The 23,778-nt window shown below is 54.6% G+C and carries 23 protein-coding genes; 11 read left to right on the forward strand and 12 right to left on the reverse strand.

Features of this window, described 5'->3' with window-relative positions; genetic code table 11:
* Nucleotides 1-158: 158 nt before the first annotated feature.
* From ACTIKR_RS12820 to ACTIKR_RS12855, 8 genes are all read right to left on the reverse strand, one after another.
* On the reverse strand, nt 159-884 hold the full coding sequence (locus ACTIKR_RS12820; protein ID WP_442328020.1) for an amino acid ABC transporter ATP-binding protein: 726 nt from the start codon (nt 882-884) through the stop codon (nt 159-161).
* A 21-nt stretch (nt 885-905) separates the two neighbouring features.
* Nucleotides 906-1,601 carry an amino acid ABC transporter permease gene (locus ACTIKR_RS12825; protein ID WP_442328021.1) on the reverse strand — a complete coding sequence of 232 codons (696 nt, stop codon included), beginning with the start codon at nt 1,599-1,601 and terminating at the stop codon, nt 906-908.
* A gap of 12 nt (nt 1,602-1,613) precedes the next feature.
* On the reverse strand, nt 1,614-2,309 hold the full coding sequence (locus tag ACTIKR_RS12830; RefSeq protein ID WP_442328022.1) for an amino acid ABC transporter permease: 696 nt from the start codon (nt 2,307-2,309) through the stop codon (nt 1,614-1,616).
* 99 nt (nt 2,310-2,408) lie between these two features.
* Nucleotides 2,409-2,588, reverse strand: coding sequence for a transporter substrate-binding domain-containing protein (locus ACTIKR_RS12835; protein WP_442328023.1), 180 nt, complete (start codon nt 2,586-2,588; stop codon nt 2,409-2,411).
* A gap of 35 nt (nt 2,589-2,623) precedes the next feature.
* On the reverse strand, nt 2,624-3,289 hold the full coding sequence (locus ACTIKR_RS12840; RefSeq protein WP_442328024.1) for a transporter substrate-binding domain-containing protein: 666 nt from the start codon (nt 3,287-3,289) through the stop codon (nt 2,624-2,626).
* 19 nt (nt 3,290-3,308) lie between these two features.
* Nucleotides 3,309-4,895, reverse strand: coding sequence for a rhodanese-like domain-containing protein (locus tag ACTIKR_RS12845; RefSeq protein WP_442328025.1), 1,587 nt, complete (start codon nt 4,893-4,895; stop codon nt 3,309-3,311).
* Between the two features lie 68 nt (nt 4,896-4,963).
* Nucleotides 4,964-6,124, reverse strand: coding sequence for a cystathionine beta-lyase (gene metC / locus ACTIKR_RS12850; protein WP_442328026.1), 1,161 nt, complete (start codon nt 6,122-6,124; stop codon nt 4,964-4,966).
* A complete protein-coding gene (locus ACTIKR_RS12855) occupies nt 6,124-6,714 on the reverse strand; it encodes a cysteine dioxygenase family protein (protein WP_193090461.1) in 591 nt (196 codons plus the stop codon). Before ACTIKR_RS12855 ends, metC begins: the two co-directional genes overlap by 1 nt.
* Nucleotides 6,715-6,856: 142 nt before the next feature.
* On the opposite strand from ACTIKR_RS12855, the gene ACTIKR_RS12860 reads away from it, so the two are divergent.
* From ACTIKR_RS12860 to ACTIKR_RS12870, 3 genes are all read left to right on the forward strand, one after another.
* Entirely contained in the window at nt 6,857-7,717 is an 861-nt protein-coding gene (locus ACTIKR_RS12860; RefSeq protein WP_193090462.1) for a LysR substrate-binding domain-containing protein, read from the forward strand.
* Nucleotides 7,718-7,832: 115 nt separating this feature from the next.
* The gene (locus tag ACTIKR_RS12865; protein ID WP_442328027.1) at nt 7,833-9,218 is read left to right on the forward strand and encodes an MATE family efflux transporter; all 1,386 of its coding nucleotides are present in this window, start codon (nt 7,833-7,835) and stop codon (nt 9,216-9,218) included.
* An 83-nt stretch (nt 9,219-9,301) separates the two neighbouring features.
* Nucleotides 9,302-9,751, forward strand: a complete 450-nt coding sequence (locus ACTIKR_RS12870; RefSeq protein WP_442328028.1) for a PaaI family thioesterase — start codon at nt 9,302-9,304, stop codon at nt 9,749-9,751.
* Nucleotides 9,752-9,769: 18 nt separating this feature from the next.
* Here ACTIKR_RS12870 and ACTIKR_RS12875 read toward each other — a convergent pair whose 3' ends face one another.
* The 3 genes from ACTIKR_RS12875 to ACTIKR_RS12885 form a co-directional block, all read right to left on the reverse strand.
* Nucleotides 9,770-10,165, reverse strand: coding sequence for a VOC family protein (locus ACTIKR_RS12875; RefSeq protein ID WP_193090465.1), 396 nt, complete (start codon nt 10,163-10,165; stop codon nt 9,770-9,772).
* A 115-nt stretch (nt 10,166-10,280) separates the two neighbouring features.
* The gene (locus ACTIKR_RS12880; protein ID WP_442328029.1) at nt 10,281-11,024 is read right to left on the reverse strand and encodes a helix-turn-helix domain-containing protein; all 744 of its coding nucleotides are present in this window, start codon (nt 11,022-11,024) and stop codon (nt 10,281-10,283) included.
* Between the two features lie 49 nt (nt 11,025-11,073).
* Nucleotides 11,074-12,600: a CoA-acylating methylmalonate-semialdehyde dehydrogenase gene (locus ACTIKR_RS12885; protein ID WP_193090467.1), complete on the reverse strand. Its 1,527-nt coding sequence runs from the start codon at nt 12,598-12,600 to the stop codon at nt 11,074-11,076.
* A gap of 103 nt (nt 12,601-12,703) precedes the next feature.
* On the opposite strand from ACTIKR_RS12885, the gene ACTIKR_RS12890 reads away from it, so the two are divergent.
* The 3 genes from ACTIKR_RS12890 to ACTIKR_RS12900 all read left to right on the forward strand — a co-directional run bounded on the left by ACTIKR_RS12890 (nt 12,704) and on the right by ACTIKR_RS12900 (nt 15,020).
* Nucleotides 12,704-13,636 (forward strand): LysR family transcriptional regulator, encoded by a 933-nt coding sequence (locus ACTIKR_RS12890; protein ID WP_193090468.1) that lies wholly within the window; start codon nt 12,704-12,706, stop codon nt 13,634-13,636.
* Between the two features lie 104 nt (nt 13,637-13,740).
* A complete protein-coding gene (locus ACTIKR_RS12895) occupies nt 13,741-14,691 on the forward strand; it encodes a DnaJ C-terminal domain-containing protein (RefSeq protein ID WP_442328030.1) in 951 nt (316 codons plus the stop codon).
* Nucleotides 14,688-15,020 carry a chaperone modulator CbpM gene (locus tag ACTIKR_RS12900; RefSeq protein ID WP_193090470.1) on the forward strand — a complete coding sequence of 111 codons (333 nt, stop codon included), beginning with the start codon at nt 14,688-14,690 and terminating at the stop codon, nt 15,018-15,020. The genes ACTIKR_RS12895 and ACTIKR_RS12900 overlap by 4 nt, the downstream gene beginning before the upstream one ends.
* 60 nt (nt 15,021-15,080) lie before the next feature.
* On the opposite strand, the gene ACTIKR_RS12905 is transcribed toward ACTIKR_RS12900, so the two are convergent.
* The gene (locus ACTIKR_RS12905) at nt 15,081-16,013 is read right to left on the reverse strand and encodes a LysR family transcriptional regulator (protein ID WP_193090477.1); all 933 of its coding nucleotides are present in this window, start codon (nt 16,011-16,013) and stop codon (nt 15,081-15,083) included.
* 165 nt (nt 16,014-16,178) lie between these two features.
* On the opposite strand from ACTIKR_RS12905, the gene ACTIKR_RS12910 reads away from it, so the two are divergent.
* The 5 genes from ACTIKR_RS12910 to ACTIKR_RS12930 all read left to right on the forward strand — a co-directional run.
* Entirely contained in the window at nt 16,179-18,470 is a 2,292-nt protein-coding gene (locus tag ACTIKR_RS12910) for an NADP-dependent malic enzyme (protein ID WP_442328031.1), read from the forward strand.
* A gap of 64 nt (nt 18,471-18,534) precedes the next feature.
* A complete protein-coding gene (locus tag ACTIKR_RS12915) occupies nt 18,535-18,909 on the forward strand; it encodes a Bug family tripartite tricarboxylate transporter substrate binding protein (RefSeq protein WP_442328032.1) in 375 nt (124 codons plus the stop codon).
* Nucleotides 18,910-19,225: 316 nt separating this feature from the next.
* Entirely contained in the window at nt 19,226-19,654 is a 429-nt protein-coding gene (locus tag ACTIKR_RS12920) for a VOC family protein (protein WP_193090473.1), read from the forward strand.
* 142 nt (nt 19,655-19,796) lie between these two features.
* Nucleotides 19,797-23,168, forward strand: a complete 3,372-nt coding sequence (locus ACTIKR_RS12925; RefSeq protein ID WP_442328033.1) for a toll/interleukin-1 receptor domain-containing protein — start codon at nt 19,797-19,799, stop codon at nt 23,166-23,168.
* On the forward strand, nt 23,169-23,778 hold a 610-nt coding region (locus tag ACTIKR_RS12930), incomplete at its 3' end, for an NAD-binding protein (protein ID WP_442328034.1).

Consider the following 23,778-nt stretch of genomic DNA (forward strand, 5'->3'; position numbering starts at 1 on the left):
TCTGGTCGCGCAGATCGGCGCGCATCAGGCTGGTGCAGGCTTTTCGCGAAGCGGCGCTGACGGCGTATCAATCCTTGAATCGCCAGGGGTGACGATCTGCGTTCCAGCAAGAAATAAAATGGACTTTATCGGCGGCTACATTACGATTCAAAAATCGCTCAATGCAAAATATCCGCCAGGAACTTGCGGGCGCGCTCGTGGGTGGCCTGGGTGAAGAAGGCGCTTGAGGTAGCGTCCTCCAGAAGCTGCCCCTGGTCCATAAACCAGACGCGATCGGCCACCTCCCGGGCAAAATTCATCTCATGGGTTACGCAGACCATTGTCATGCCGTCGGCAGCCAGTTTTTTCATCACGTTCAATACTTCGCCTACCATTTCGGGATCGAGTGCGCTGGTCGGTTCGTCAAACAAAATGACCGGTGGCTGTTGTGCAAGTGCCCGGGCGATGGCCACCCGCTGTTGTTGCCCGCCCGAAAGATTGGCCGGCATTTCATCTTTTTTGGCATAAAGACCCACTTTGTCCAGCAATGCTTCGGCGATCTCGTAGGCCTGTTGTCTTGACTGGCCCGCGACTTTGATCGGGGATAAGGCCACGTTGTCCTTTACCGACAGATGCGGGAAAAGATTGAAATGTTGAAAGACAAAACCGATCTTGGCGCGCAACTGATTAATATTGACGCTTTTGTCGTTGATGCATTGGCCCGCGATGCTGATCGAGCCGCTTGCAATGTCTTCAAGCTTGTTGATCGTGCGGATCATGGTCGATTTGCCGGACCCGGATGGTCCGCAAACCACCACTACTTCACCGGCGTTGATTTGCCCATTGATATCGCGTAAGGCATGGTAATTTTTGTACCACTTGTTGACGTTTTCAAACTTGATCATGATTGTCTCCGTAAGTATGGGTCAGGTGGCCGCACCCAGGCGCTTGGCATTCAGATGGGCTTCCAGCACTTTTGCCAGTCTGGAAAGCAGAGCGCATATGAGAAAATAAAACAGCGCCAGCACAAGATAGGTACGCAGCGTCCCGGTCAATTCAATACTGTTTATTTGTTGCGCCGAAAAAGCGGCTTCATTGACGCCGATGATGTAAACGATAGAAGTGGCCTTGATCGTTGAGACAAATTGATTCAAAAGAGATGGAATCATATTGGTCAGGGCCTGCGGCATCTGGATGGTAAACAGGGTCTGAAAATAACCAAGCCCCATGGCTCGCGCCGCCTCTACCTGGCCAGCAGGAAGCGCCTGTAGTCCGCCCCGGATGATTTCGGCCAGGAACGCCGATTCATAAATGACAATGGCCGATACGGCAGTCCAGAACGGAGGAATTTCCGTCTCCATGATGGTGGGTAGCAAAAAATAGGCCCAGAAAATGATCATGATAAGTGGAATGGAACGAAACACGTAGACCCATATCGTGGAGAGGGCACGAATGATCTTTATTTCGCAGGTCCTGCCGGTGCCGATCAGCAACGCGATCGGAAATGCGGCAGCCAGACTTAGCGCCGCCAGAATGAGCGTTCCGGCAAAGCCACCAATAGGGCCACCCGGCCAGGAGCCCACCAGAAACATCATGCCGTAGGTATCGATAAAATCATACATATAAACGTGCTCCTATCTTCTGAAATTTGCCGGGTAGAGACGGGCGACCTGCGCGCCGAGCAGGGCAATCAGCAAGGAAATGGCCAGGTAGAGGACTGTCGAGATCAGGAAGATCTGGAAAGTCTGGAAGGTAATGTTCTCAATGCGCTTGACTTGATACGTCAGTTCAGTCACGCCTATGACCATGGCCAGGCTTGTGTCCTTAAACAAAATCAGGGAGCGGTTTATGATGGGTGGTACGGCGATACGAACCGCCTGTGGAAGCACGACGCACTGCAGCGCCTGTACCGAACTCAAACCAACCGCCCTGGCTGCTTCAAGTTGCGTACCTGCGATGGCTTTGATTCCGGAACGGATGTCTTCGTAATAATAGGCGCTTACATTCAGGGACAAGGCAATCAGCGCAAAGGAAAACTCGGAATTTCCCTGGTTGATCCATATTTTCAGTGCTTTGGGCAAAACCTCGGGCATGCCGAAATACCAAACCATGATTTGCACGACAGTAGGCACATTCCTGTGATATTCCACGTACAGACTGATGATGGCCCGCACGATGCGCGACGGGATCAGGTTGGCTGCGGTCAGCAGCAAGGCGACACAAAAGCCGCAGACCAGCGCCCCGACGAAAAGACGCAACGTTACTGACAGGCCCGTTAACAATAAGTGCACGGTTTCAGGATCGGAGAGCAAGGAAAGCGAAAAATTCATGGTAAGCCTGGGAATGGTCGTCCCAGGGTCCTCCTGGTGGGTGAATTGCCTGCGTGGACACCGCCACGCACCGGTCGTGCGACTATCACTGGATTAATGCTATTGCTTGGTGCTGGTATCCAGTTGGGCAACGGGCACCACTTTAAACGAGCGAGTCAGCTTGTAGATGGAGTCATTGCCGAGCCATTTATTGAATATGGTGTCCAGCTCGCCAGATTTTTCCATGGCTGTCAGGGCGTTATCCACTGCGGCTTTAAGTTCGGGCTCTCCCTTATTCATGATAATGCCGATATGCTCTGTGGCCGTAGGTTCATCTAGCAGAACGGCAGGGGTGTCTGTTTTTGTGAGTCATTTGCAAACCGGAGCAATACCAGTTCTCCGGCGCTCATTGCCTGCACTTTGTCATTCTGCAAGCCCAGATAACATTGAGAGATATTCTGATAAGTGAGAATGTCTGCCGCAGGTAAGGCTTTGTGCGCAATGGCTGCCGAGCTCGATCCCGATGAAGCGCAGACTTTTTTTCCTGCCAGATCAGCCAGCGTTTTGATGCCGGATTCTTTTTTGACCAGTACCTTGATATTTCCCTGTAGATACTGCAAGCTGAAATCGACTTCTTCGGCACGTTTGGGCAGCCAGGCTACCGATCCGGCCACAATGTCTACGCGTCCCATTTTTACTTCAGGGATACGGGCCTCGGTGGACAACGGCTTATGCTGCAGTTTGACGCCCAGCTCTTTGGCAAGCGCCTGGCACATATCGACGTCGTACCCGACATACTTGCGTTGCTTGGGATCCTGATAGCCGTAGGGTGAACTGGCATTTTGCGTTCCGCAAATCAAGGTACCGCGGTTTTTGATATCGGCAAGGCGATTGGCAAAGGCGCCGGTGCTCCACGTTGCGGCCAGCAAGGCAATCAGCAGCCACGCGCGCTGGCTGCCGGAAGTGGGGTTGTTCAGGGTGCTGCGGTGTTGTCTCTTCATCGTTCGCTCCGGTAGTGTTTTAGTCAAATGAGAACGTCTGGCGTTCCAGGTCGTCGATCTGCGATATGAGATTGGTTTCCCATTCGAGATATTTTCTTGCTGCTTCCTTGTTGCCCTGATGACGGTCGTGAACAAAGAATAAAAAATCAATACATTGTTCATCCGACAGGACGGTCTCGTCCGTGCTCACGGCAAGGTCACTGTGTCTGATTTGCTCAGTGTCCATGCAGGCAGAGTAAATTTCGGTGTGTCCTGCGCGCTCAAGATCGTCCGCGAGGATTTGCAGCTTTTCAGGGTGCTCGCCAATCAGCAGGATCGCTGTCTCTTTATCCTTGGGAGCAACCGCCGCCATTGTCGGGCGAAGTGCCCATGTTGCATCCTGCAGCCTTAGTTTTCGAAACTGCATGCTGGGGCGTGTATCGATGATCTTTGTCTGCGGATGGGTCTTGATAAATGATGTGATCTGATCGCCGGCTAGAACGGTTGTGTTGCACAGGGCCGGACGGTGCATCGCAGCTGAACCAGCAATCTGCAGATTCTCCGGATTCTTCAGGAGATAGACTTCCCAGCCCAGTTGCCTGAGCCAGCTTGCAATAACCGGTGCGCGTACGCCGTCAAAATCCAATAGCACCAGCCGTGATTTTCTTACGCCCACATATTCGTCGGTCGCCTGGACAAGTTGGCCGCCCGGGGTGTGCTGGACGCAGGCAGGAAGATTGCCTTGGGCAAACTCTTCGGGGGTTCTCACGTCGCACAGGAACGTTGTGCGATCCGTTTGGATCAGCCATTGTTCAACCTGCGCAGCATCGACCGTTTGGACGTTGTAGCGAGTGGCAATCGCTGCTGAGCGCTTTTGCAATATCGGAAGGTCTTTGTCCTGTATGGATCGAGGGTATATTCTGTCCGACTGATGCTCCAGCGGAAGGTCGGCCAGGTACCAGCCTTGCGTGCCGTTCTCCAGTGCGTATACTTTGTTGGGAATGCCTAAATTGATCAGGGTCTGCGCGCCCACGATGCTGCGTGTGCGGCCGGCGCAATTGATGACAATTGTGGTTTCGGGGTCCGGTGCAAGTGCACCTGCACGCAGGGCCAGTTCTCCGTTTGGACAGCATACCGATCCCGGGATATTCATTTTTTTGTATTCGGGCACGGGACGGCCATCGAGCACAACGATTTTATTGCGATCGTCCGTGAGCAACGCCTGCAATTGCAGTGCAGATATTCTTGGCGTGTCATAAACGTGTTCTGCCAGTTCGCCAAATGTCTTGCTTGGCAGGTTTACGCCGGAGAATGTCGCGTATCCTTCGGCTTGCCATCCCTGTACGCCGTCTTGCAGGATGCTGATGTCGGCATAGCCCAGCGCGCTTGCGGCAAGATGCGCGCGTTTTACAACCTCGTCGTCATGCTTATTGCCATACATCACAATTCGGGTATTTTTTCTGGGAACCAACCTTTCGATTTCCAGTTCCAGTGTGCTATAGGGAACAGATACCGCAAAAAAAAGATGGTTCTCGCCATATTGGCCATGCTCACGTATGTCCAGGACCGCGATTTCATCGGCGTCATGGATTTGTTTTTTCAGCGCGTGGGCGTTGATATATTTCATTGTCAGTTCTCGTGCCTTGCTCGAAGAGGGTTTATGAGTATTGGAGGTGCGACGGACCACGCGCCAGCTTATGTGATGCGATCGAACATGACGTCAAGATCGCGCATGAGGTCTGCGGGATCCTCCAGACCGATGTGCAGGCGCAGGAGGTAGCCATGGTGTTTGCTGTTGCGCAGCCTGGTGCGAGCCGGGTCGACAGGAAGGACCAGGCTTTCATAGCCTCCCCAGGATGAGCCGATGCCAAAAAGTTGCAGCTCGTCTATTGCCTGTTCGATCTTTTCTGATGCTAGTTCGGGATCAAATTCAATGGTCAATAACCCATTGGAGCCTGTGGCATCTCGCTGCCACAGTTCATGATTTGCGTCCCCTTGCAGTGCGGGGTGAAACACACTGCGTACAGCTTGATGCGTGCTCAGCCATTGGGCAAGGCGCAGGGCGCTGCTGGCATGACGTTGCAATCGTAGCTCCAGCGTGCGAAGCCCACGCAGCACCAGGAAGGCATCTTCGGCTGATACGGTCTGTCCAAGATTGATGCTGGCCTGCTCTATTTGGGCAAAGCAGGCCTTGCTGGCTGTGACAGAACCCATCATCACATCTGAATGACCGCCCAGGTACTTTGTTGCTGCCACGACTGAAATATCACAACCTAAATTGAGCGGCTGGTAGTTAATGCCGGAACCCCATGTGTTGTCTGCACAAAGCAGGATATCGCGTTGTTTACACACCTGTGACAACGCCGGTAAATCGAGCATGTCATAAAGCAGCGAACCCGGCGATTCAACATAGACCATTTTTGTCGCGGGCCGCAACTGACGGTCCCAGTAAGGATCAGTCGGCGAAAAGTCACTGCATGTGACGCCAAACTTGGCCAGTTGCGTCTCGCACAGCAGTCGCATTGGCTCATAAACGCCGTCTGAAATCAACAAATGATCTCCCGATTTCAGGCATGCAAACAGGGTAGTGGCAATAGCAGCCAGGCCTGTTGGAAAAAGCTTGCTGCGATACCCGCCCTCAATTGCGGTGATTGCATCTTCCAGCGCATAAACCGTTTCGTTGCCGCGGGCGCCGTATGACAGTACCCTATCGGTGTCGCGCTGAGCACGAGCGGCGCGCCATTGGCCCAGGCTGTCGAAAAGATAGGTGCTGCCTTTGACAATAGGCGTATTGGCCCATCCAGATTCTGGACGCCCCAGCGAGGCCAGTTGGGTTGCTCTGGAGACAGCTGACATCAGCCTGGGCTCCGCTGGGTTTTGACGCCCACGTCCATGATCTTGCAGGTGTTATTTGTGGTGTCGAATGCCATGCGCTCGGTCAGGGTCTCCAGCGCTCGCCCATACATATGCAGGTGGCGGATATTGTCGTCTTCTATACGCACGGCATGAATATCATCGGGCATCAGGGCGATTCCATGACCGGGCTCCACGGCCTGCATGCCCGTTTGCACAACGGTTGCATGGCCCGGCACGCTGCCATCGTCGGTGCGTTCATATAGATAGTTGCTTTCCACGCCCTCTACCGCAGCAATACAGGCCCAGGTGGTGTGATTATGTGGAACAATTTTTTTCCCAGGCTTCATGACGTTCAGATAAAGCGCATAGCTGTTATCGGGCTCCGAATGAATGAGATAGCGCGCTTGCAGATCGTCGCCGGTGGGGGCCGGGTAGGTATCCTGTCCCCACCACTCTTTACGTGCCGCAATTTCAATCAGGGCGTCGCGTATTTTGGCGAGTTTTTCCCGGTCCAGTTGATCCTGGCCGAAGTCTTTGGCGATGTTGATAAATTGCCGGACGGCAACCTGCTTATCTTGCTTTGCATTCATTTATTTCTCCTGTGATTTTGTCAAAGTATAGATAGTTCAGCCTGTATTTACTAATTAGAATTTTTTGAAATCATATAAGCAGTGCTAATATGATCTCTATGAGCGGTATTCTTTCAAGGGCTTGTTTTTAAGGGTATTCCCTATGAATAATCTGGATCTTGGCTTGCTAAGAACACTGGTAACTGTCGAAAAAACTAATACATTCTCGGGTGCAGCGCAGGTACTGTTCAAAACCCAGTCGGCCATCAGTCAGCAGATGCAAAAGCTGGAACAGCAAATGGGTTATCCCTTGTTCCAGAAAAAAGGAAGGCGGCTGGTGATGACCATGCAGGGCAAGCAATTGGCCGAATACGGCAGGCGTTTGTTGGCGATCAATGACGAGGTGCTGCGTACCGTTGGCCAGCAGCAAATGGAAGGGCAAATTCGCCTGGGCGCTACGCTGGATGTCGCTGACACTATTTTGCCTCTCATGCTGACCTATATTGCCCGGCAAGCGCCCAGGGTAAAACTGGAGATTCAGGTCGATCGAAGTCCGTCGCTCATGGTTTCACTGGAGGCTGGTGATATCGATCTGACGATTTCAACCCGCGATGATCCGGCTCTGAATGGATTTGTGTTGCGCACTTCGCCGACGGCATGGGTATGTGCCGCAGATTTTCCGTACAACCGCCGGGCACCGTTGCCGCTGATCCTGGCCGATGAACCCAGTATCTTTCGTCGTCTGGCGCTCAGCGCACTGGAAGGCACACAGATAAAGTGGCATATCAATTATCTGGCACCGTCGCTGGTGGGCATCAAGGCAGCGGTGCGTGCCGGGCTGGGGGTGACAGTCAGAAGCGTTGAGTTTCTGGGTCCGGATATGCGTGTGCTTGGCGAGGCCGAAGGCTTGCCTCCATTGCCATTCGTGACTTATCGCTTGCTCACGCGTAAAGACACCATCAGCCCGCTGACACTTCATATTTATGAAATGCTGCGCGCTCAGTTCGAGTATGTCGACGGCTAGGATTCAGGGCCGGGCTACAGCTTGCTGTCTTGCTGCGTTGACGACTTAAAAAAAAAATAATTTGAGATATCATGTACTGGTTCGAATTTTTTGCGCTGTTAGCATTTGGTGAGTTGTGAAAGCTGGTACGACTGTCAAAGAGATTGCTTTTCTTGCCTGGCCGCTGGTCCTGATGCAACTGGCTTCGATCGCCCTGACCACCACCGACTTGATTATGATGGGTATGCTTGGTCCGACAGAGATCGCGGCCGGGGGCATCGCCATTACGCTTTTCGGACTGCTCAGAACCTCCAGCGTAGGGTTGGTCACACCAGCGGCCAATCTGTTTGCGCAGGCCTGGGCCAGGGGTGGCCTAAGTGTCAGAGCCCGGCTGGCTTCCCAGGTGCGCCTGTGCCTGCTACTGGCAACTGTCTGCGGCGCGTTGATGGTCGCGTTCATGCTGCTCGCCTTTCCATTCTTGCGCTATCTGGGACAGGACCCGCAATTGTTGTCAATGGGTTACTCGCTGCTGATCTTTCTGGCGCCCAGCCTTATTCCGCTGTTGTGGCTGCAGGTATTGCGCAATGCGGCGGTGGCGCTTAAACGCCCAGGCCCTTTGTTGCTAATTACGTTGCTTGCTGTTCTGGTCAATATTGGCCTGAATCTGCTGTTTGTGTTTGGTGTCGGTGCCTGGACGGGGCTCGGGTTGCCAGGTGTGGGCCTGGCAACCCTGTTTACCCAAACGTTGATGGCTGTGGGGTTTTACGCACTGGTCCGTCGCGACAGGCTGCTGGCGCCGGTGCTGCGGCTGCCTACGCCCGGCACCGTCTCGTTGCGCTCGACCACATCCAGGCTGTTTATTCGTGACGCCTTCAGGCTGGGTTTGCCCACCGGTGCGGCGTATGCCAGCGAAGCAGGGTTTGTCTCGGTGCTGACCCTGGTCGCAGGCACGCTCGGCGCAGCCAGTCTGGCTGCCCATACCCTTGCATTCCAGTATGTGAATATTGCATTTATGGTTTCCATCGGCTTGTCCCACGCAGTGTCCATTCATATGAGTCATGCCTTGCCAAAGCGCGATACATCACGCTTGCGATTGCTGGCCAAGGCGATTATTCGGATGGGCTTTGTGGCGATGGGCGTTGTAGCCATTATTTATGTGACCATACCCCAAACCCTGATTGGGCTGTTTCTACAAGAGAATACGGAAAATGTCGGCAGTGTTCTGCAAATTGCCGTTCCCCTTCTGGCTTTGGCTGCGCTGCTGCAATTTGCCGATTGCCAGCAAAATCTGGCGGTGGGCGCCATGCGCGGCATTCTCAAGGCTCGTGATACATTTGTGCTGACCATGGTGGGATATTGGTTGATCGGTGTGCCTGTCGTACTGGTCTTTACCTATGTCTTTCATATGGGCGTCAATGGTATCTGGCTGGGGTTTTTCATCGGGCTGAGTGCCACTGCGCTGTTGCTCTGGCTGCGGTTTTATTATTATGTACGTCAGATGGAGCACCAGGCTCGGCGGTAAAGCGCAGCGCTAAGGCAGGTGTTGCAGCCATAGGCACGTGATGCCAGTGCCTGAAGCGCTACTTAACATTGGGAAATGAGATCATGAACCACGCGGTCAGTAACGAAGATGTGTTGAAAAGGGTACGGGGCATTCTGGCCCGGCAGCCGTTTAGCGCCCTATTGAAAACCGAGGCCACGCAAGCGTCAGCAGATGGCACGTGTGAGTTTCGTATTTGCATTGACGGCAATCTCATGCAGCACCTGGGCACGGTCCATGGCGGCGTGCTCGGCTATGCCGCCGATACCGCGCTTACCTTTGCTGCTGGCATTGCCTACGGCATTCCAGTGATTACATCTGAATTCAAGATCAATTTTTTGCGACCTGTCGTCGGAGAGGTACTCGTGGCCAAAGGGCACGTAGTCTATAAGGGGCGCACCCAGGCCGTCACGCGCTGCGATTTGCTTGTTGTGAAGGACGGCGAGGAAAAACTGTGCGCCACAGCCCAGGGCACGATTGTCGTACTGCCTGAGTCAGCCGGTTCCGGCGCATGACTTCGTTCGCAACGCCGATTAGGCAGCTTGCCCGCCGCTATCGCGCTGTTCGACAACGTCTACGCAGACACCGGCCGGGTCCGACAACATGAAATGCCGCTGACCCCAGGGTTCGTCCTTTATGGGCAGAAATATGTCGCAGTCCTGGCTTTGTGTCAGCCGGCGATATTCCTGTTCGGCATTGTCAACTTCAATGCTCAAGACAATACCAGCTCCCTGGTAGGCTGCGTGCAATTGCGGTGGCTGGTTGGCGCTGTTCGGGGCCATGAAAGCCAGTTCGGCTCCGCTCGTTTCATGCACAAGATGAACATACCAATCTTCCTGGAAGACGACGCTGAAAGCAAAATGGCGCGTGTAGAAATCGGCACAAGCCTGCAGTTTTTCGGTAATCACAATTGAATAGACTTTTTTCATCATGGGCTCCTGGATCGCAGGCCTGATCATAGGCTGTTTGGCGTCGCCTGTATTGTATATTTCGGCCATGATTGGCCAGGCGCGCCAGCCCTGTTTTGTCCGGAATGTTGTTTTGTTAGCGGTATTTTTTTTGGAATGCCACGGGTGTAATACCCGTGATGCGCTTGAACTCGCGAATGTAATGCGACTGATCGGTATAGGCATCAAGGCGCTGGGTGGTCAGCGCCTGGTGAAAGCGCAGGATCTTCAGAAAATCGTGAGCCGAGAACCCGGTTTTTTCAGAAAAGAGTCGCTGTAAATGTCTGCGGCTGTAGCCGGATACCCTTACCAGATCGTCCACACTCGTCAAGCGGTCCGCTTGCGCCAGCAATTGTGGCATCCAGGCCGAATCGTTGGCGATGCCTTGCATGGTGAGTTGGCGCACGAAATGTTGCAGCAGCTGTTGCTGGTCCGCCTCTGAACATGCGCTTAACTGACGGATGAAGGCAGGCATGTCGAGGCCGCCCAGCGAAGGAAAGGTCTGCGATTGCGCGATGATATGCTGCGATCCGCGCCAGACACCGGGATAAAGCCGAATGCCGCAATAATGAAACTGCCGCCCCAGATTCAGATCAAGTGCCCGTATGCCGGGTGACATGACCAGAACGGCTTGGTCTGCCTGCTCGGACAGATCAAAGACAAGGTCGATACATGCGTCCGGTACCACCAGGTAGTGGCAATCGTTGGGTAATGCATAGGTCGTACGCAATTGCCAGAGGCAATATATCTGGTCGCCGAATGCGGGATCAGGATGGTGTTCCTGATAGAAAACACCATCCTGCAGAAAACGAGGGATACCGGGTTGGACGGGCGTGTGCATAAACGCCAGTTTACCGGCCCCCTATACAAAGTGAAATGACAAAGTGAAATTATTTTGCCGTTGGCATTGCAAATTCCGCGCCTTTATCAATGCTTTGCGGCCAGCGCTGCATGATGGATTTTTGGCGTGTATAAAAGCGTACGCCTTCCTCACCGTAGGCATGCATATCGCCGAACAGGCTTTTTTTCCAGCCGCCGAAACCGTGCCATGCCATCGGCACCGGAATAGGCACGTTGATGCCGACCATGCCAACCAGAATACGACGTGAAAATTCTCTGGCCGTATGCCCGTCGCTGGTAAAGCACGATACGCCATTGCCGAATTCGTGGTCATTGATCAGATTGATCGCTTCGCCCAGGTCTTTGACACGGATGCATGCAAGCACGGGGCCAAAGATCTCTTCCCTGTAGATTCGCATGTCAGCCGTAACATTGTCAAACAGTGTGCCGCCGGTGAAAAAGCCTTCCTCATTGCCGGCGACCTTATGGCCGCGTCCATCAACCACCAGAGTAGCGCCTTCCTGTACGCCGATTTCAATGTACGATTCGATTTTTTCCAGCGACTGACGGGTAACGATGGGCCCCATTTCGGCTTTCGGATTCATGCCATCTGCAATAACAAGTTGTTTGGCCCTTTCGGCAACCCGCTCGACAATCGTATCGGCAATGTCGCCAACCAGCACAGCCACCGAAATCGCCATGCAGCGCTCACCAGCAGAGCCGTACGCGGCGCCGATCAGAGCGTCGACGGTGCGGTCGATGTCGGCATCGGGCATGACGACCATATGGTTTTTGGCGCCGCCCAGCGCCTGGACCCGCTTGCCAAAGTGAGCGGCGCGCTCGCTGATGTAGTGTGCAATCGGCGTGGAGCCGACAAAACTGACAGCAGAGACGTCGGGATGCTCCAGAATGGCATCCACGGCAGGTTTGCCGCCCTGGATCACGTTGAAGACCCCGTCGGGCAGGCCGGCTTCCTTGAACAGGCGCGCCATGAACAGGGACGCACTGGGGTCACGCTCGCTGGGTTTAAGCACAAAGGTGTTGCCTGCTGCAATTGCTACCGGGAACATCCAGCACGGCACCATGCAGGGAAAGTTAAATGGCGTAATGCCGGCAACGACACCCAGGGGCTGGCGCATGGTCCAGTTGTCGATACCCGTGGACACCTGATCCGTGAAGTCGCCTTTGAGCAGTTGAGGAATGCCGCAAGCAAATTCGATTACATCGATACCGCGGGCAACTTCGCCCTGGGCATCGCTGAAAACTTTGCCGTGTTCGGCCGTAATAATGGCTGCCAGCGTATCGGCGTGTTCATGCATTAAACCGAGAAACCGATTCATAATGCGCGCCCGGCGAATGGGGGGGATATTGGCCCACTGTGTTGCTGCAGCCTTGGCCGCGCTGACCGCAAGGTTTACCTCGTTTGCGCCCGAGAGCACAACGTGGCGTGCTGTCTGACCGGTGGCAGGATTGAACACGGCCTGTTTTTCTGTGGATTGGGGCGTAACGGTGCTGCCATTGATATAGTTGACGACATCGGTGCTGTCTGTAAAAGCGGCTGTGGCTGGGGAATTCATACTCGGCTCCTTGATGATGATGGCACCAGTATAGACACGGCAAAGCGACGCGATCAATAGGCCAGTTGTGGATTAATTGTTCAAAATAATGGACAATGAGGGTATGAAAAATTTGAAAAACGAACCCTTGTGGTCTCATATCTACTGGCTTGGCATGCTGGAGGTCGCCGGCAGCTATACTGCTGCTGCCCAACGGCTGGGGGTCAGCAAGGCGGCCATGAGCCAGCGTATACAGGAACTGGAAAGTGCCCTGGGTATTGCGCTGGTTCAGCGCACGACGCGCAGCGTGAGGCTGACCGAAGCCGGGCGCGAACTGGTTGCCGAAACCAGACCGGCATTCAGCAGCATCGAAACCGGATGCGCCCGCATCCGCGAACTGGCCGATACACCCCAGGGCATTATTCGCCTGACTGCACCGGTGGCGCTGGCCCGCCAGCAGATTATTCCTCGCCTTCCCGCCTTCATGCGCCAGTACCCGCAAATCCGCATCGACATTGAACTGTCCGATCATATCAGCCCACTGGCGCAGGAAGGTTTTGACCTTGCCGTTCGCCATTCTTCCACTGTGCCGGAAACCTATGTCGCCTGGAAGCTTTGCACCACCAGAACGCTGCTGCTTGCCAGCCGGGAATATCTGAAAACGCACCCCCGGCCGGTGCGGCCGCAGGATCTGGCCGATCACAACTGTCTTACCTATTTGCGCTCCGGGGGGCAGCCGGCCTGGCATTTCGAGAGCCGCAGATCATCGTCGCGGCGGGTGAGCGTGCAGGTCAACGGCTCATTTGCAGCCAACAACAGTGAGACACTTAGGGAAATGGTGCTGGCGCACCAGGGTATCGCGCTGGTGCCCGATTTTTCGGTAGCAAGAGAGCTGGATCGGGGCACGCTTGTTGAACTGCTGCCGCAATGGCAGTCGGTCAGTGTCTTTGGTGACCATATCTATGCGCTGCGTCCGTATAGCCCGCATGTGCCAGGCATTATCCGGCTACTGGTGGATTACCTGAAGGCATCGTTTCGGGAACAATCTTTTCTGTAGACTCATTCTCTTGAGCGTTGCCATTGCGATGAGTGGCCGATCAGCAAATACTTGTTAAAATCAACGCATCAAACCCGTAATGACATTGAAACCGGCAGGTGCAAATGAAATACGTTGATTATTACAAGACCCTTGGTATAGAGCGCAATGCGACCGAGGCACAGATCAAGAAGGCCTATCGCAGCCTGGCTCACAAATATCATCCCGATATATCCAAGGAGCCCGACGCCGAGACTAAATTCAAGGAAGTGGCCGAGGCCTACACCACGCTGAAGGACCCGGAGAAACGCGCAGCCTATGACAATCTTGGTCAGCATCGGCAGGGCGACGATTTTGTGCCACCGCATCAATGGCAACAGCATTTTCATGAATCTTCCGAAGACTTTTCAGATGTGGACCTGTCCGATCTGCTAAAGGCGTTTGCCGAGGCGCAGCGCGAAGGGGCGGCCAATTATGCCAATCGTGCGCGCCATGGAGAAACTTTTGAATTCACCATGCCGGTTACACTGGAGCAAATTTATAACGGCGCCGAAACCGAGATTTCCGTTGCAGTCCCCGATTATGACAGCCAGGGCCTGTTGCATCGCGTGCCGAAAACCTTTCGCATCCGCATTCCCAAGGGCGCGGCCGATGGCCAGCGCTTGCGCCTGGCCGGCAAGGGCGGGCAGGGCATGAATGGCGGCCAGCCCGGAGACCTGTTCGTGATCATGAAGTTGCAGCCACATAAGTATTTTCAGGTAAACGGCAATGATCTGGCGCTTGAAGTGCCGTTGGCCCCATGGGAGGCGGTGCTGGGGGCGAGCGTGGAAATTCCCACGCTGGGCGGTCCGGTGTCGCTGACCATTCCGCCCGGTACGGTGGCTGGCCGTAAAATGCGCCTTTCCAAAAGAGGTCTTCCGGGCAGTGGCAACGTACAAGGCGATATGTATGCGGTCATCACAATTGAAGTCCCCACATCGGTGAGCGAACGTGAGAAGGCGCTATACACCGAACTGGCTGCCGCGTCCTCGGGGTTTGAACCGCGCAGGCAGCGTTTTGCAGGAGGCCAATCATGAGTGTGCAGATTACTGAAACCATCTGGCTGAACCAGGACGAAGTGTGTTCGCTGCAGCATGTGGCGGCCGTTTCAGGCTTGAGTGAAGCCGATGTAATGGAGCTGGTAGAGACCGGCGTACTTTCGCCCGTGAGCGGTCAAACGGACTCGGGCATGTTTTATTCCGAATGTATTGTGGTGGCGCGCAAGGCGCGACGGCTGCGCGACGACTTTGACCTGAATGCCGATGGTGTAGCGCTGGTGCTCAATTTGCTGCGTCGGGTGGATGCGCTGGAATCCGAATTGCTGGCATTGCAGCCGGCTGCCAGGCGCGGCAGCCAGCCAAAGTAACCACATCTGCAATTTGAACAGGCCGCGGCGATGGCCGGGCCGCGTTGTGTTCAGCAGTGTTTAGTATTGATACCGCTCCTGGGAATAGGCGGAGCGGTGTTTTACGCAATAGTCCTTGAGTGACTGGATAAATCTCGTATCCACATCACGTTTGTGCCTGTCCTTCAGGCTGAACAGGGCGATGGGTGACAGCGTCCACTGCAGCGACCAGGGAACCACGGCCACGCCGGCAATGCGCACCAGTTCTTCGGCAATATCATTGGGCACGATCGAGACCACATGATCACGCGCAGCGATGATTTCACCGGTCAGTTTTGCCGACAGGCTTTCTATGAGTGGCTGCGGGGGCACCACGCCGGCGCTCAGAAACATATCGGCCACCTGCTCGCGCAAGGGCGCAGGGGCTGGTTCAAGAATCCAGTCCAGCTCTGCCAGATGTCGCCAGTCGGCCCGGCGCTGGCCAAGTCGGGCCGCCAGTTCGCGGTTGGTAATAAGGCGCGGTGACTGGTAATAAAGTACTTCCTGCTGCAGTCCGGTCATATCCAGGGATGCCGAAGCCCGTCCTATCACAAAATCCAGCGCGTGCTCCCTTAGCATTGTCATCAGGCTGCGGCTGGTGCCATCATGTATGGTAACGGTCATCCGTTGGCGCTCGGGCAGGGTGCGCTCAAGCGCCGCAGACAGCATTTGCCCGGGAATGAAGGGAATGGCGCCCACATGCAGGTGGGCAATGCGGCCGGCATTGACCGCCGTCATTTCACGGGAGAGTGCGCTGACGTCGTGCAACATGCTGCGGGCACGCGTAAGCAGTACCTTGCCGGCGGCTGTCGGCGTCATGCCGCGTCCGGTACGCTCAAACAGGGGCACGCCGAACATATCTTCCAGTTCAGCCAATGCGTGGGTGACGGCAGGCTGGCTGGTGCCCATTTGCTGGGCAACGCGGGTTAGCGCCCCCAGTTCGCCGATGTGAAGCAGCAAGGTGAGGTGGCGCATTTTCAGGCGACCCGCGAGTCTGTGTTCAAGCGTATCCGCAGTCGGTGTGTTCAATTTTTAAGCAGATATAAGGTAATTGATATATCAGTATCATAATTGAAAATAATTTACTTATAAAGAAAGTCTAAACTGGCTGCAAATTCAATTCTTCAGGAGGCTACCGCCATGAGTACCATCGATCGTCAATCCGCGCTGGATTATCACGAATTTCCCGTGCCAGGCAAAATTTCCATTACCGCTTCTAAACCGCTGGTAACCCAGCGGGATCTAGGGCTGGCGTATACGCCCGGTGTAGCGGCTGCCTGTGAAGAAATCGTGACTGACCCGCTCAATGCATTCCGCTATACCGCACGTGGCAACCTGGTCGGCGTCATCAGTAACGGCACCGCCGTGCTTGGCCTGGGAAATATCGGCGCACTGGCCTCCAAGCCGGTAATGGAAGGCAAGGCCGTTCTGTTCAAGAAGTTTGCCGGACTGGATGTTTTCGATATTGAGATCAATGAAACCGATCCGGACAAGCTGGTAGAGATTATTGCTGGGCTTGAGGCCACCTTTGGCGGGATCAACCTGGAAGATATCAAGGCACCGGAATGTTTCGAGGTGGAGCGCAAACTGCGTGAGCGCATGAGTATTCCCGTGTTTCATGACGATCAGCATGGCACCGCGATTACCGTTGCGGCTGCCTTTATCAACGGCCTGACGGTGGTCGGCAAGGACATTGCAAGTGTAAGGGTGGTGTCGTCTGGAGCAGGCGCGGCAGCGCTGGCATGCCTGGATCTGATGGTGGATCTGGGCCTGCCGCTGGAAAATGTATTCGTGACGGACATCGACGGGGTAGTCTATGAGGGACGCAATACGCCCATGGGCCCTGAAATGCAGCGCTTTGCGCAGAAAACCGAGCACCGCACGCTGGCCGATGTGATCGATGGCGCCGATGTATTTCTGGGCTTGTCCGCCGGTGGCGTACTCAAGCCCGAGATGGTCAAAGCCATGGCGGCACGCCCGCTGATCCTGGCCCTGGCCAATCCGAACCCGGAAATCATGCCGGAAGTCGCATTGGCTGTGCGTGACGACGTGGTCATGGCCACCGGCCGCTCCGATTTTCCCAATCAGGTCAATAACGTACTGTGCTTCCCTTATATTTTCCGCGGGGCACTGGATGTGGGCGCCACGACAATCACACGTGAAATGGAAAAAGCCGCGGTCTATGCGATTGCCGGGCTGGCCAAAGAAGAAATCAGCGATGTGGTCGCAACCGCCTATGGTGGCTATGATCTGTCGTTTGGACCAGAGTATCTGATCCCCAAGCCTTTCGATCCTCGCCTGATTGTCCGGGTGGCACCTGCTGTGGCCAAGGCGGCCATGGAAAGCGGCGTGGCAACACGTCCGCTGCATGATCTGGAGGCCTATGCCGAAAGACTGCAGCAGTTTGTGTATCACTCAGGCGCTTTCATGAAGCCGCTGTTTGCGTCGGCCAAGCAGATTGTCCGCGACGGAGGCAAGGCGCGCATTGTCTTTACTGAAGGGGAAGACGAGCGCGTATTGCGTGCGGTACAGGTCGTGGTTGATGAAAAGCTGGCGCGCCCGATCCTGGTAGGTCGTCCTTCTGTGTTGCTGGCTCGTATTGAAAAATATGGGCTGCGTCTGAAACTGGGTGAGGACGTGGAAGTGACCAATCCGGAATTTGACTCACGCTTTCATCAGTATTGGACCAATTATTGGGAAGTTATGTGCCGCCGCGGTATCACAAAGGAAATGGCGCGCGTGGAAATGCGTCGTCGTCTGACTCTGATCGGCGCCATGATGGTTCATGTCGGCGATGCCGATGGCATGATCTGCGGCACGGTGGGAGCCTATCACGAGCATTTGCGATTCGTTGATCAGATGATCGGTAAGAAACCCGGCGCAACGTCGTATGCGGCCATGAATATTCTGCTGCTCGATCAGCGCATGGTGGCGCTGGTCGATACCCACATCAATGATGATCCTACCGCCGAACAGATTGCCGAGTACACCCTGGCTGCGGCGCGGGTACTCGCGCAGATGGACGTTGTGCCCAAGGTGGCATTGCTGTCACGCTCCAATTTCGGCTCAGGCAGTTCGGCCTCTGGAGACAAGATGCGGCGTGCGCTGGAGCTGGTGCGGGCACAGGATCCGGAACTGGAAGTTGACGGTGAAATGCATGGCGACTGCGCTTTGAATGAAGTGCTGCGCGAGCGCATTCTGCCTTCATCGACATTGAAGGGATCAGCCAACCTGCTGGTCTGCCCCAATGTCGACTCAGGCAATATTGCCTATAACCTGTTGAAAACCGTGGCCGGAGGCAACGTGGCGGTCGGGCCGTTCCTGCTGGGTGTGAATGCACCTGTGCATATCCTGACCTCAAGCTTTACTGTCCGGCGCATCGTCAATATGGCTGCGCTGACGGTTATTGATGCGAATCGCGTCGAGAGCTGATCGCCCTGGCCGTCTCCTGCAATATTTCATCTGTGTATCGCCCAGATTGGGCGATACAGCGGTCATGTTTGACGCTGCGCCTGCGATCAAGCCCCGCGTTCAGGGTGGCCGTCTTAACGTATTCGGCGTGGCCAATAAAAGCGAATCCCAGGCATTTGCCGGCCTAAAGCCGCTGGCAGAACTGGGCGTGCCTGGTTTTGATACAACGGCCCGGATCGCGCTGCTTGCGCCTGCCGGTGCGCCGGACGATATAGTGCGGGTGTTGAACGAAGCCATGCAAAAAATCCTGCAGGATCCACAATTGAAAAGCAAACTGGCGGCCATAGGCAATGAAGTATTCATCGCTTCGCCGCAGGACAGTCAGGCATTTATTGAAAAAGAAATTAAATTCTGGGACGAGGCCGCAGAGGCATCCGGCGTGAAACCCAGTAAACTATAAAGCACCAACGGTCGTATGGCGTTGACGCTGCCGGATTTGGCCAGGTAATGCGCTGGTCATACTGTGCTGGTAAGTTGGCTGTTATTGTTGCCAGCGACGGGCATGCAACAGTAAACTGATACGGCGGCTACGATCATGGCGTGCCTGTACACATGTACATATGTACACATATACGCAGGCGCCATGCTGCATATACACGATTGAGGTAACGGGCAATACGGGCCAAACAACGTACGCGCTTGCTGGTTTTGCGTGTTCAATCACAAATGTAAATGCCGATTGCTCTTGTCGTTCTGACTGGATCAGGAGATTCATCATGTTGGAAAAAAGTGCAATTATTCCCTGTCTGCGGTACAAGGATGCGCCCGCAGCGATTCGTTTTCTGTGCGAGGCATTCGGATTTACCCAGCACGCGATCTACGCGGACGAAAAAGACCCGAATATCATTCATCATGCCCAACTGGTTATTGGCAACAATATGATCATGTTGGGCAGTGACCGGGAGTCGCCAGCTAAGGACCTGTACCAATGGCTGACACCCGACGAGGCCCGCGGTATCACCATGTGCATTTGCATGCATGTTGATGACCCCGATGCCCACGCTGATCATGCGGCCAAGTGCGGTGCCATTATTATCCAGCCGCCTTACGATAACTCGGGCTACCCGGGGCGTTCCTATGATGCCAAAGACATGGAAGGAAATATCTGGAATTTCACCAGTTATGATCCGTGGCAGCCGTCGTGAACATGCTGCGATAACACAAGCGCCATAAAGAACTCACAATCCGATACATCATTTTGCCGTAAACCGGGTGGCCGGCTATTGTCTATGGCGCCGATCTACAGTAAAACCATGGCTTGGGAGCCTGTCAGCATAAATAGATAATATGACCGAAGAAACGGTAGACAACCGGCTGACCTATGCGGCGTTTATCAGTTACAGCCACGCTGATAACAGACAGGAGGGGCGCAAATGGGCAGACTGGCTGCATCATGAACTGGAAACCTACGAGGTGCCTGCCGATCTGGTGGGCAGACCCAATCGTGCCGGCAAGCCCATTGTGGCACAAATCTACCCCGTCTTTCAGGATGAAAAGGAACTGTCGGCCAGCGCCAGTTTGTCCTCTGCGCTGACCGCAGCACTTGACGCTTCATCCTATCTTGTCTACCTGAGCTCGCCGCAATCGGCCCGATCTGTCTATGTAAGCGAGGAACTACGCCGCTTCAAACAGACCGGTAAGGGCGATCGGATTATTGCGCTGATTCTTGCCGGCGAACCGGAATCCGGCGCCGAGTCTTCCGCGCAACAGTGTTTTCCCGAGGTGCTGCGTTATCGCGTGGACGAGTCGGGCAATATCGATCACAGCGTGAGCCAGGAACCCATCGCTGCAGATGTCCGTCTGCCCGGTACGCAGGAACAGGGCTTTACGACACCGGAGGCGTATCGACAATCTTTGCAGGGCGATCGTACACTTTCCCGAAAGGAAGTGGAGCGTCGCGTTCAGGCCTACAAGGATCGGCTTGATCTGGCCAAACTCAAGATTATTGCAGGTGTGCTTGATGTGCCGCTGGGCGACCTGACGCAGCGTGATCAGGCTTATCAGCTGGCCAAAGCCAGGCAGCGTACGAGGATCGTCAAGCGGATTGCAGTCGTGATCGGGATGCTGGCTGTCATGGCGATGGGCCTGGGCGTGTACGCGTGGACAGAGCGCAATGCCGCGCAAACCATGCTGTCGCGCTCGCTATTTTTGTCTGGCTTGAACAAGATCGATCAGAGGGAGGTGGGAGAAGGCGCGGCCTATATGGCGGCGGCCGCTCGCTACGGCAATGAACGGACCGCGTTATACCTGCAATCGATGCTGATGCGCCAGAACGGCATGACGCCGATGCCCAGGCTGGGTTCAACGCCCGTGTTCAGCCCCGATGGTCATTGGATTGCGGCGCTCAATGCGACATCCAACGCACAGCGGGGCCTGCAGATATGGGATGCGTACACGCATAAGGTGCATGCCATATTGACCGATGCCAATGCCAATGCATTTTCGAAGTTGGCGTTTGACGGCCAGAACGCGCTGTATTTTACGACGGCCGACAACAAGATAGCAAAGTGGCAGGATGGCAAGCCGCAAGTGACGGTCTATGAAGCACCCGACGATTTGCGTATCGTCTCTTTTGCGCCGGGTGCGGATGGCAGATGGCTTGTCATACAGGGCTGGCATGTGGCCGGCGGTAAAATGCAGTACATCAAGTCACTCCTCTTCAATGTGCAAGACGGGAAAACAATCATTGACCAGGTGCCGGTGCGACAACGCGAGGGCGGTAATACCCAACGCTACCTGTTCGCTGCGCGGGGCAACGCCATTGCATTTCACGAAACCGAGGACAATGACAACCGTGTGCGTGTGTATCCCATGGATGCTGACGGAAAACTGCAGCAGGCAAGGGACTATGTGGTGCCGGGCGGGATTATCTGGTTAAGGTTCAGTCCAGAGGCACGCCATTTGTTTGTTCGTGCGACTAACGGCTTGTATCACATTGACTTGCGGCGCAGCGATAGCCGGATCGCCAAAGTTCCAGTCCAGCTGATTGCCGACGATATTTACTTCAACGAAGATGGCAGGTCTTTTGTCGTGGTCTGGCAGAGTGACTATACTGTGTACGATATGGACAGCAATACGCCGGTGACCTCCGGTAACGCCGGTGTCAGCCTTTCAGCCATGCTGCGTGATGACGTGACCAATGCGTCTCCCGATCTCACACAACGGGTGGAAAACCAGGAAGGGATGTTTTTTCTGGTAACTGATCTGGCGCCGCCATTATTGCGCTTGCAATTGAGTTTGGGATCGGATTTGCACTCATTTCGCGCCATGCCAGATGGTAAAGGCATTGCGCTTCTGAAAAAAAATAGCCATAAATTGCAGTACGCAGCGCTGGCTGGCAACGGCAAACTCACAGATTTCATCCGCAGCCCGGAGCAAATTGACCGATTCGGCGTTGCCAGCGAACAGGACTATCTCTACACCATTTCCGTTCCCGAACCGGGTATGAGTACATTGCGGTTTTATCGTGCGACAACAGGTAAACCCCTGGGCAAGCCCTTATCGGTCAGAGGCGTGATATCGTTCAGCCATGATGGTCGCACGGTGTCCTCCAGAATCGACGACCACAAAATGGCAATCTGGGAAACAGAGACGGGTAAACTTTCGCAGACTTTTGGCCTGCGTAAAAACGAGAAATATAAACTGTCGGCCGACTTGTCGACCATCCTGGTTCTGGAGTCGCCGAACAAGTGGCGGGTGCAGCAGGTTGCCACTGGCCAGGTGCTGCATCGGGAACAGACTGAGCTCAAGGGTGCATATTTCACGCCAGACAATAAATACCTGCTGGCTTTTTTCAACGGCAAGGCCCAACTGTATGATATGAAAGATTTTGTCAGCAGGCTGACACTGCCTACTGCAGGCGATACACCGAAGGCGGAATTGAGCCCGGACGGCAATATGCTTGCCATGGCCGAAGACAATAAATATATCCGCTTGTGGAACCTGGAGCGCAAACAGGCTGTCGGGCAGAAAATTAGAAATGACGCTGCCGGCGGCTATTTGAAATTTTCCAGGGATGGCCAGGTGCTTTTCGCCTCCGATCCGCTGGACATGCGCAATGATAAAGGCATTGCCATGTATGACACCAAAACCGGGATGCCCGTTGTGATGCCATTTGCCATCGGTCGGATAGACGACGTGGTGTTGTTGCCGAATGGCAAAGACATCCTGACGCTGGATACACGGAGCAATCAGGCAATACTGAATGCCTGGGCAGTGCCGGATGCGTTGCTTGGTCCAGTGCAGGAGCTGGCCGATCAGAGTGAAATCTACTTTGGAAAAAAGTATGACAACGACGCCGCGGCAGTGATCGACGCGCCCAGGGTGGCGCAACGCCCTGAGTCATGGTTCTTTCAGGATCCGTACAATCGCCCTTTAGTGCCGGATTCTACGGTACCGCTGACGGCTTATATCGAAAAACAACTTCCCATACGCAATGTGGAGCAACTGCGTCTGATCTACAACTATTGGCGCTTTCATCCGCTGGCGCGGGCTGCGCTTGCCGTGTATTTCAGTCAGAATAAGGACACCGCGTTTATAGCCAATAGTCTGATACGCATGACTCAACTACAACTGTTCAGAGTAAAGGATGAAAGTGTCAGGCAGAAAACCCTCGCACTGCTTGGACAGGCGCAGGAAAACGTGCAGGAGCATCCGTAAATGAAAATATCGCGCCGTACAAAAAGCATTCTGGTCATGCTGGTTGGGCTCGCTGTCATCGTGCTGACCTGGAGCGGCCTTGGGCAGCACTACCCACAGATAAATGAATGGCTCTATTTGCCCGAAAGACTGTATCGTACCTTGCGAACGTTGATGGGATCGGATCCGGTAGCGTTGTCATTGCCGCCGGAAAACCTGCCATGGCAACTGACATTGGTAAAAATCGTGGTGACGTTGGCGCTGTTGGCAGGGATGTACCGGATCGCACAGAAGCTCTTTGTTGAGTACTACACCCAATTTCGGCTGCTGTTCAGGCGCAACCAGATACTGGTGATTGGCATTAATCAAAAAGGCCAGGCATTGCTGAGCGACTTGAAGCGCGCTCACGATACAACGGGGGTGGCCATCGAACTGCATGCTGATCACTGCAATGCGCGGGCGCTTCGGCGCGACGGCCATCTTGTTTATTTTGGCGATGGCACGCAAAGCACGGTGCTCCAGGATGCAGGTATTCGCAGCGCGCGATTCATGATTTGTTTTCTGGATAAAGAGCAGACCACCATCAATGTGGTGCGGGCACTGCATCAGATCACGCAAAAACAGCCGGAGA

It is taken from the genome of Advenella sp. (assembly GCF_052108595.1).
Classification (GTDB): Bacteria; Pseudomonadota; Gammaproteobacteria; order Burkholderiales; family Burkholderiaceae_B; genus Advenella.

Bases quoted from the DNA above. Each gene is read 5' to 3' on its own strand.
- ACTIKR_RS12820 (WP_442328020.1), bottom strand. From the start codon at position 884: ATGATCAAGTTTGAAAACGTCAACAAGTGGTACAAAAATTACCATGCC.
- ACTIKR_RS12825 (WP_442328021.1), bottom strand. From the start codon at position 1,601: ATGTATGATTTTATCGATACCTACGGCATGATGTTTCTGGTGGGCTCC.
- ACTIKR_RS12830 (WP_442328022.1), bottom strand. From the start codon at position 2,309: ATGAATTTTTCGCTTTCCTTGCTCTCCGATCCTGAAACCGTGCACTTA.
- ACTIKR_RS12835 (WP_442328023.1), bottom strand. From the start codon at position 2,588: ATGAATAAGGGAGAGCCCGAACTTAAAGCCGCAGTGGATAACGCCCTG.
- ACTIKR_RS12840 (WP_442328024.1), bottom strand. From the start codon at position 3,289: ATGAAGAGACAACACCGCAGCACCCTGAACAACCCCACTTCCGGCAGC.
- ACTIKR_RS12845 (WP_442328025.1), bottom strand. From the start codon at position 4,895: ATGAAATATATCAACGCCCACGCGCTGAAAAAACAAATCCATGACGCC.
- metC (WP_442328026.1), bottom strand. From the start codon at position 6,124: ATGTCAGCTGTCTCCAGAGCAACCCAACTGGCCTCGCTGGGGCGTCCA.
- ACTIKR_RS12855 (WP_193090461.1), bottom strand. From the start codon at position 6,714: ATGAATGCAAAGCAAGATAAGCAGGTTGCCGTCCGGCAATTTATCAAC.
- ACTIKR_RS12860 (WP_193090462.1), top strand. From the start codon at position 6,857: ATGAATAATCTGGATCTTGGCTTGCTAAGAACACTGGTAACTGTCGAA.
- ACTIKR_RS12870 (WP_442328028.1), top strand. From the start codon at position 9,302: ATGAACCACGCGGTCAGTAACGAAGATGTGTTGAAAAGGGTACGGGGC.
- ACTIKR_RS12875 (WP_193090465.1), bottom strand. From the start codon at position 10,165: ATGAAAAAAGTCTATTCAATTGTGATTACCGAAAAACTGCAGGCTTGT.
- ACTIKR_RS12880 (WP_442328029.1), bottom strand. From the start codon at position 11,024: ATGCACACGCCCGTCCAACCCGGTATCCCTCGTTTTCTGCAGGATGGT.
- ACTIKR_RS12885 (WP_193090467.1), bottom strand. From the start codon at position 12,600: ATGAATTCCCCAGCCACAGCCGCTTTTACAGACAGCACCGATGTCGTC.
- ACTIKR_RS12890 (WP_193090468.1), top strand. From the start codon at position 12,704: ATGAAAAATTTGAAAAACGAACCCTTGTGGTCTCATATCTACTGGCTT.
- ACTIKR_RS12895 (WP_442328030.1), top strand. From the start codon at position 13,741: ATGAAATACGTTGATTATTACAAGACCCTTGGTATAGAGCGCAATGCG.
- ACTIKR_RS12900 (WP_193090470.1), top strand. From the start codon at position 14,688: ATGAGTGTGCAGATTACTGAAACCATCTGGCTGAACCAGGACGAAGTG.
- ACTIKR_RS12905 (WP_193090477.1), bottom strand. From the start codon at position 16,013: ATGCGCCACCTCACCTTGCTGCTTCACATCGGCGAACTGGGGGCGCTA.
- ACTIKR_RS12910 (WP_442328031.1), top strand. From the start codon at position 16,179: ATGAGTACCATCGATCGTCAATCCGCGCTGGATTATCACGAATTTCCC.
- ACTIKR_RS12915 (WP_442328032.1), top strand. From the start codon at position 18,535: ATGTTTGACGCTGCGCCTGCGATCAAGCCCCGCGTTCAGGGTGGCCGT.
- ACTIKR_RS12920 (WP_193090473.1), top strand. From the start codon at position 19,226: ATGTTGGAAAAAAGTGCAATTATTCCCTGTCTGCGGTACAAGGATGCG.
- ACTIKR_RS12925 (WP_442328033.1), top strand. From the start codon at position 19,797: ATGACCGAAGAAACGGTAGACAACCGGCTGACCTATGCGGCGTTTATC.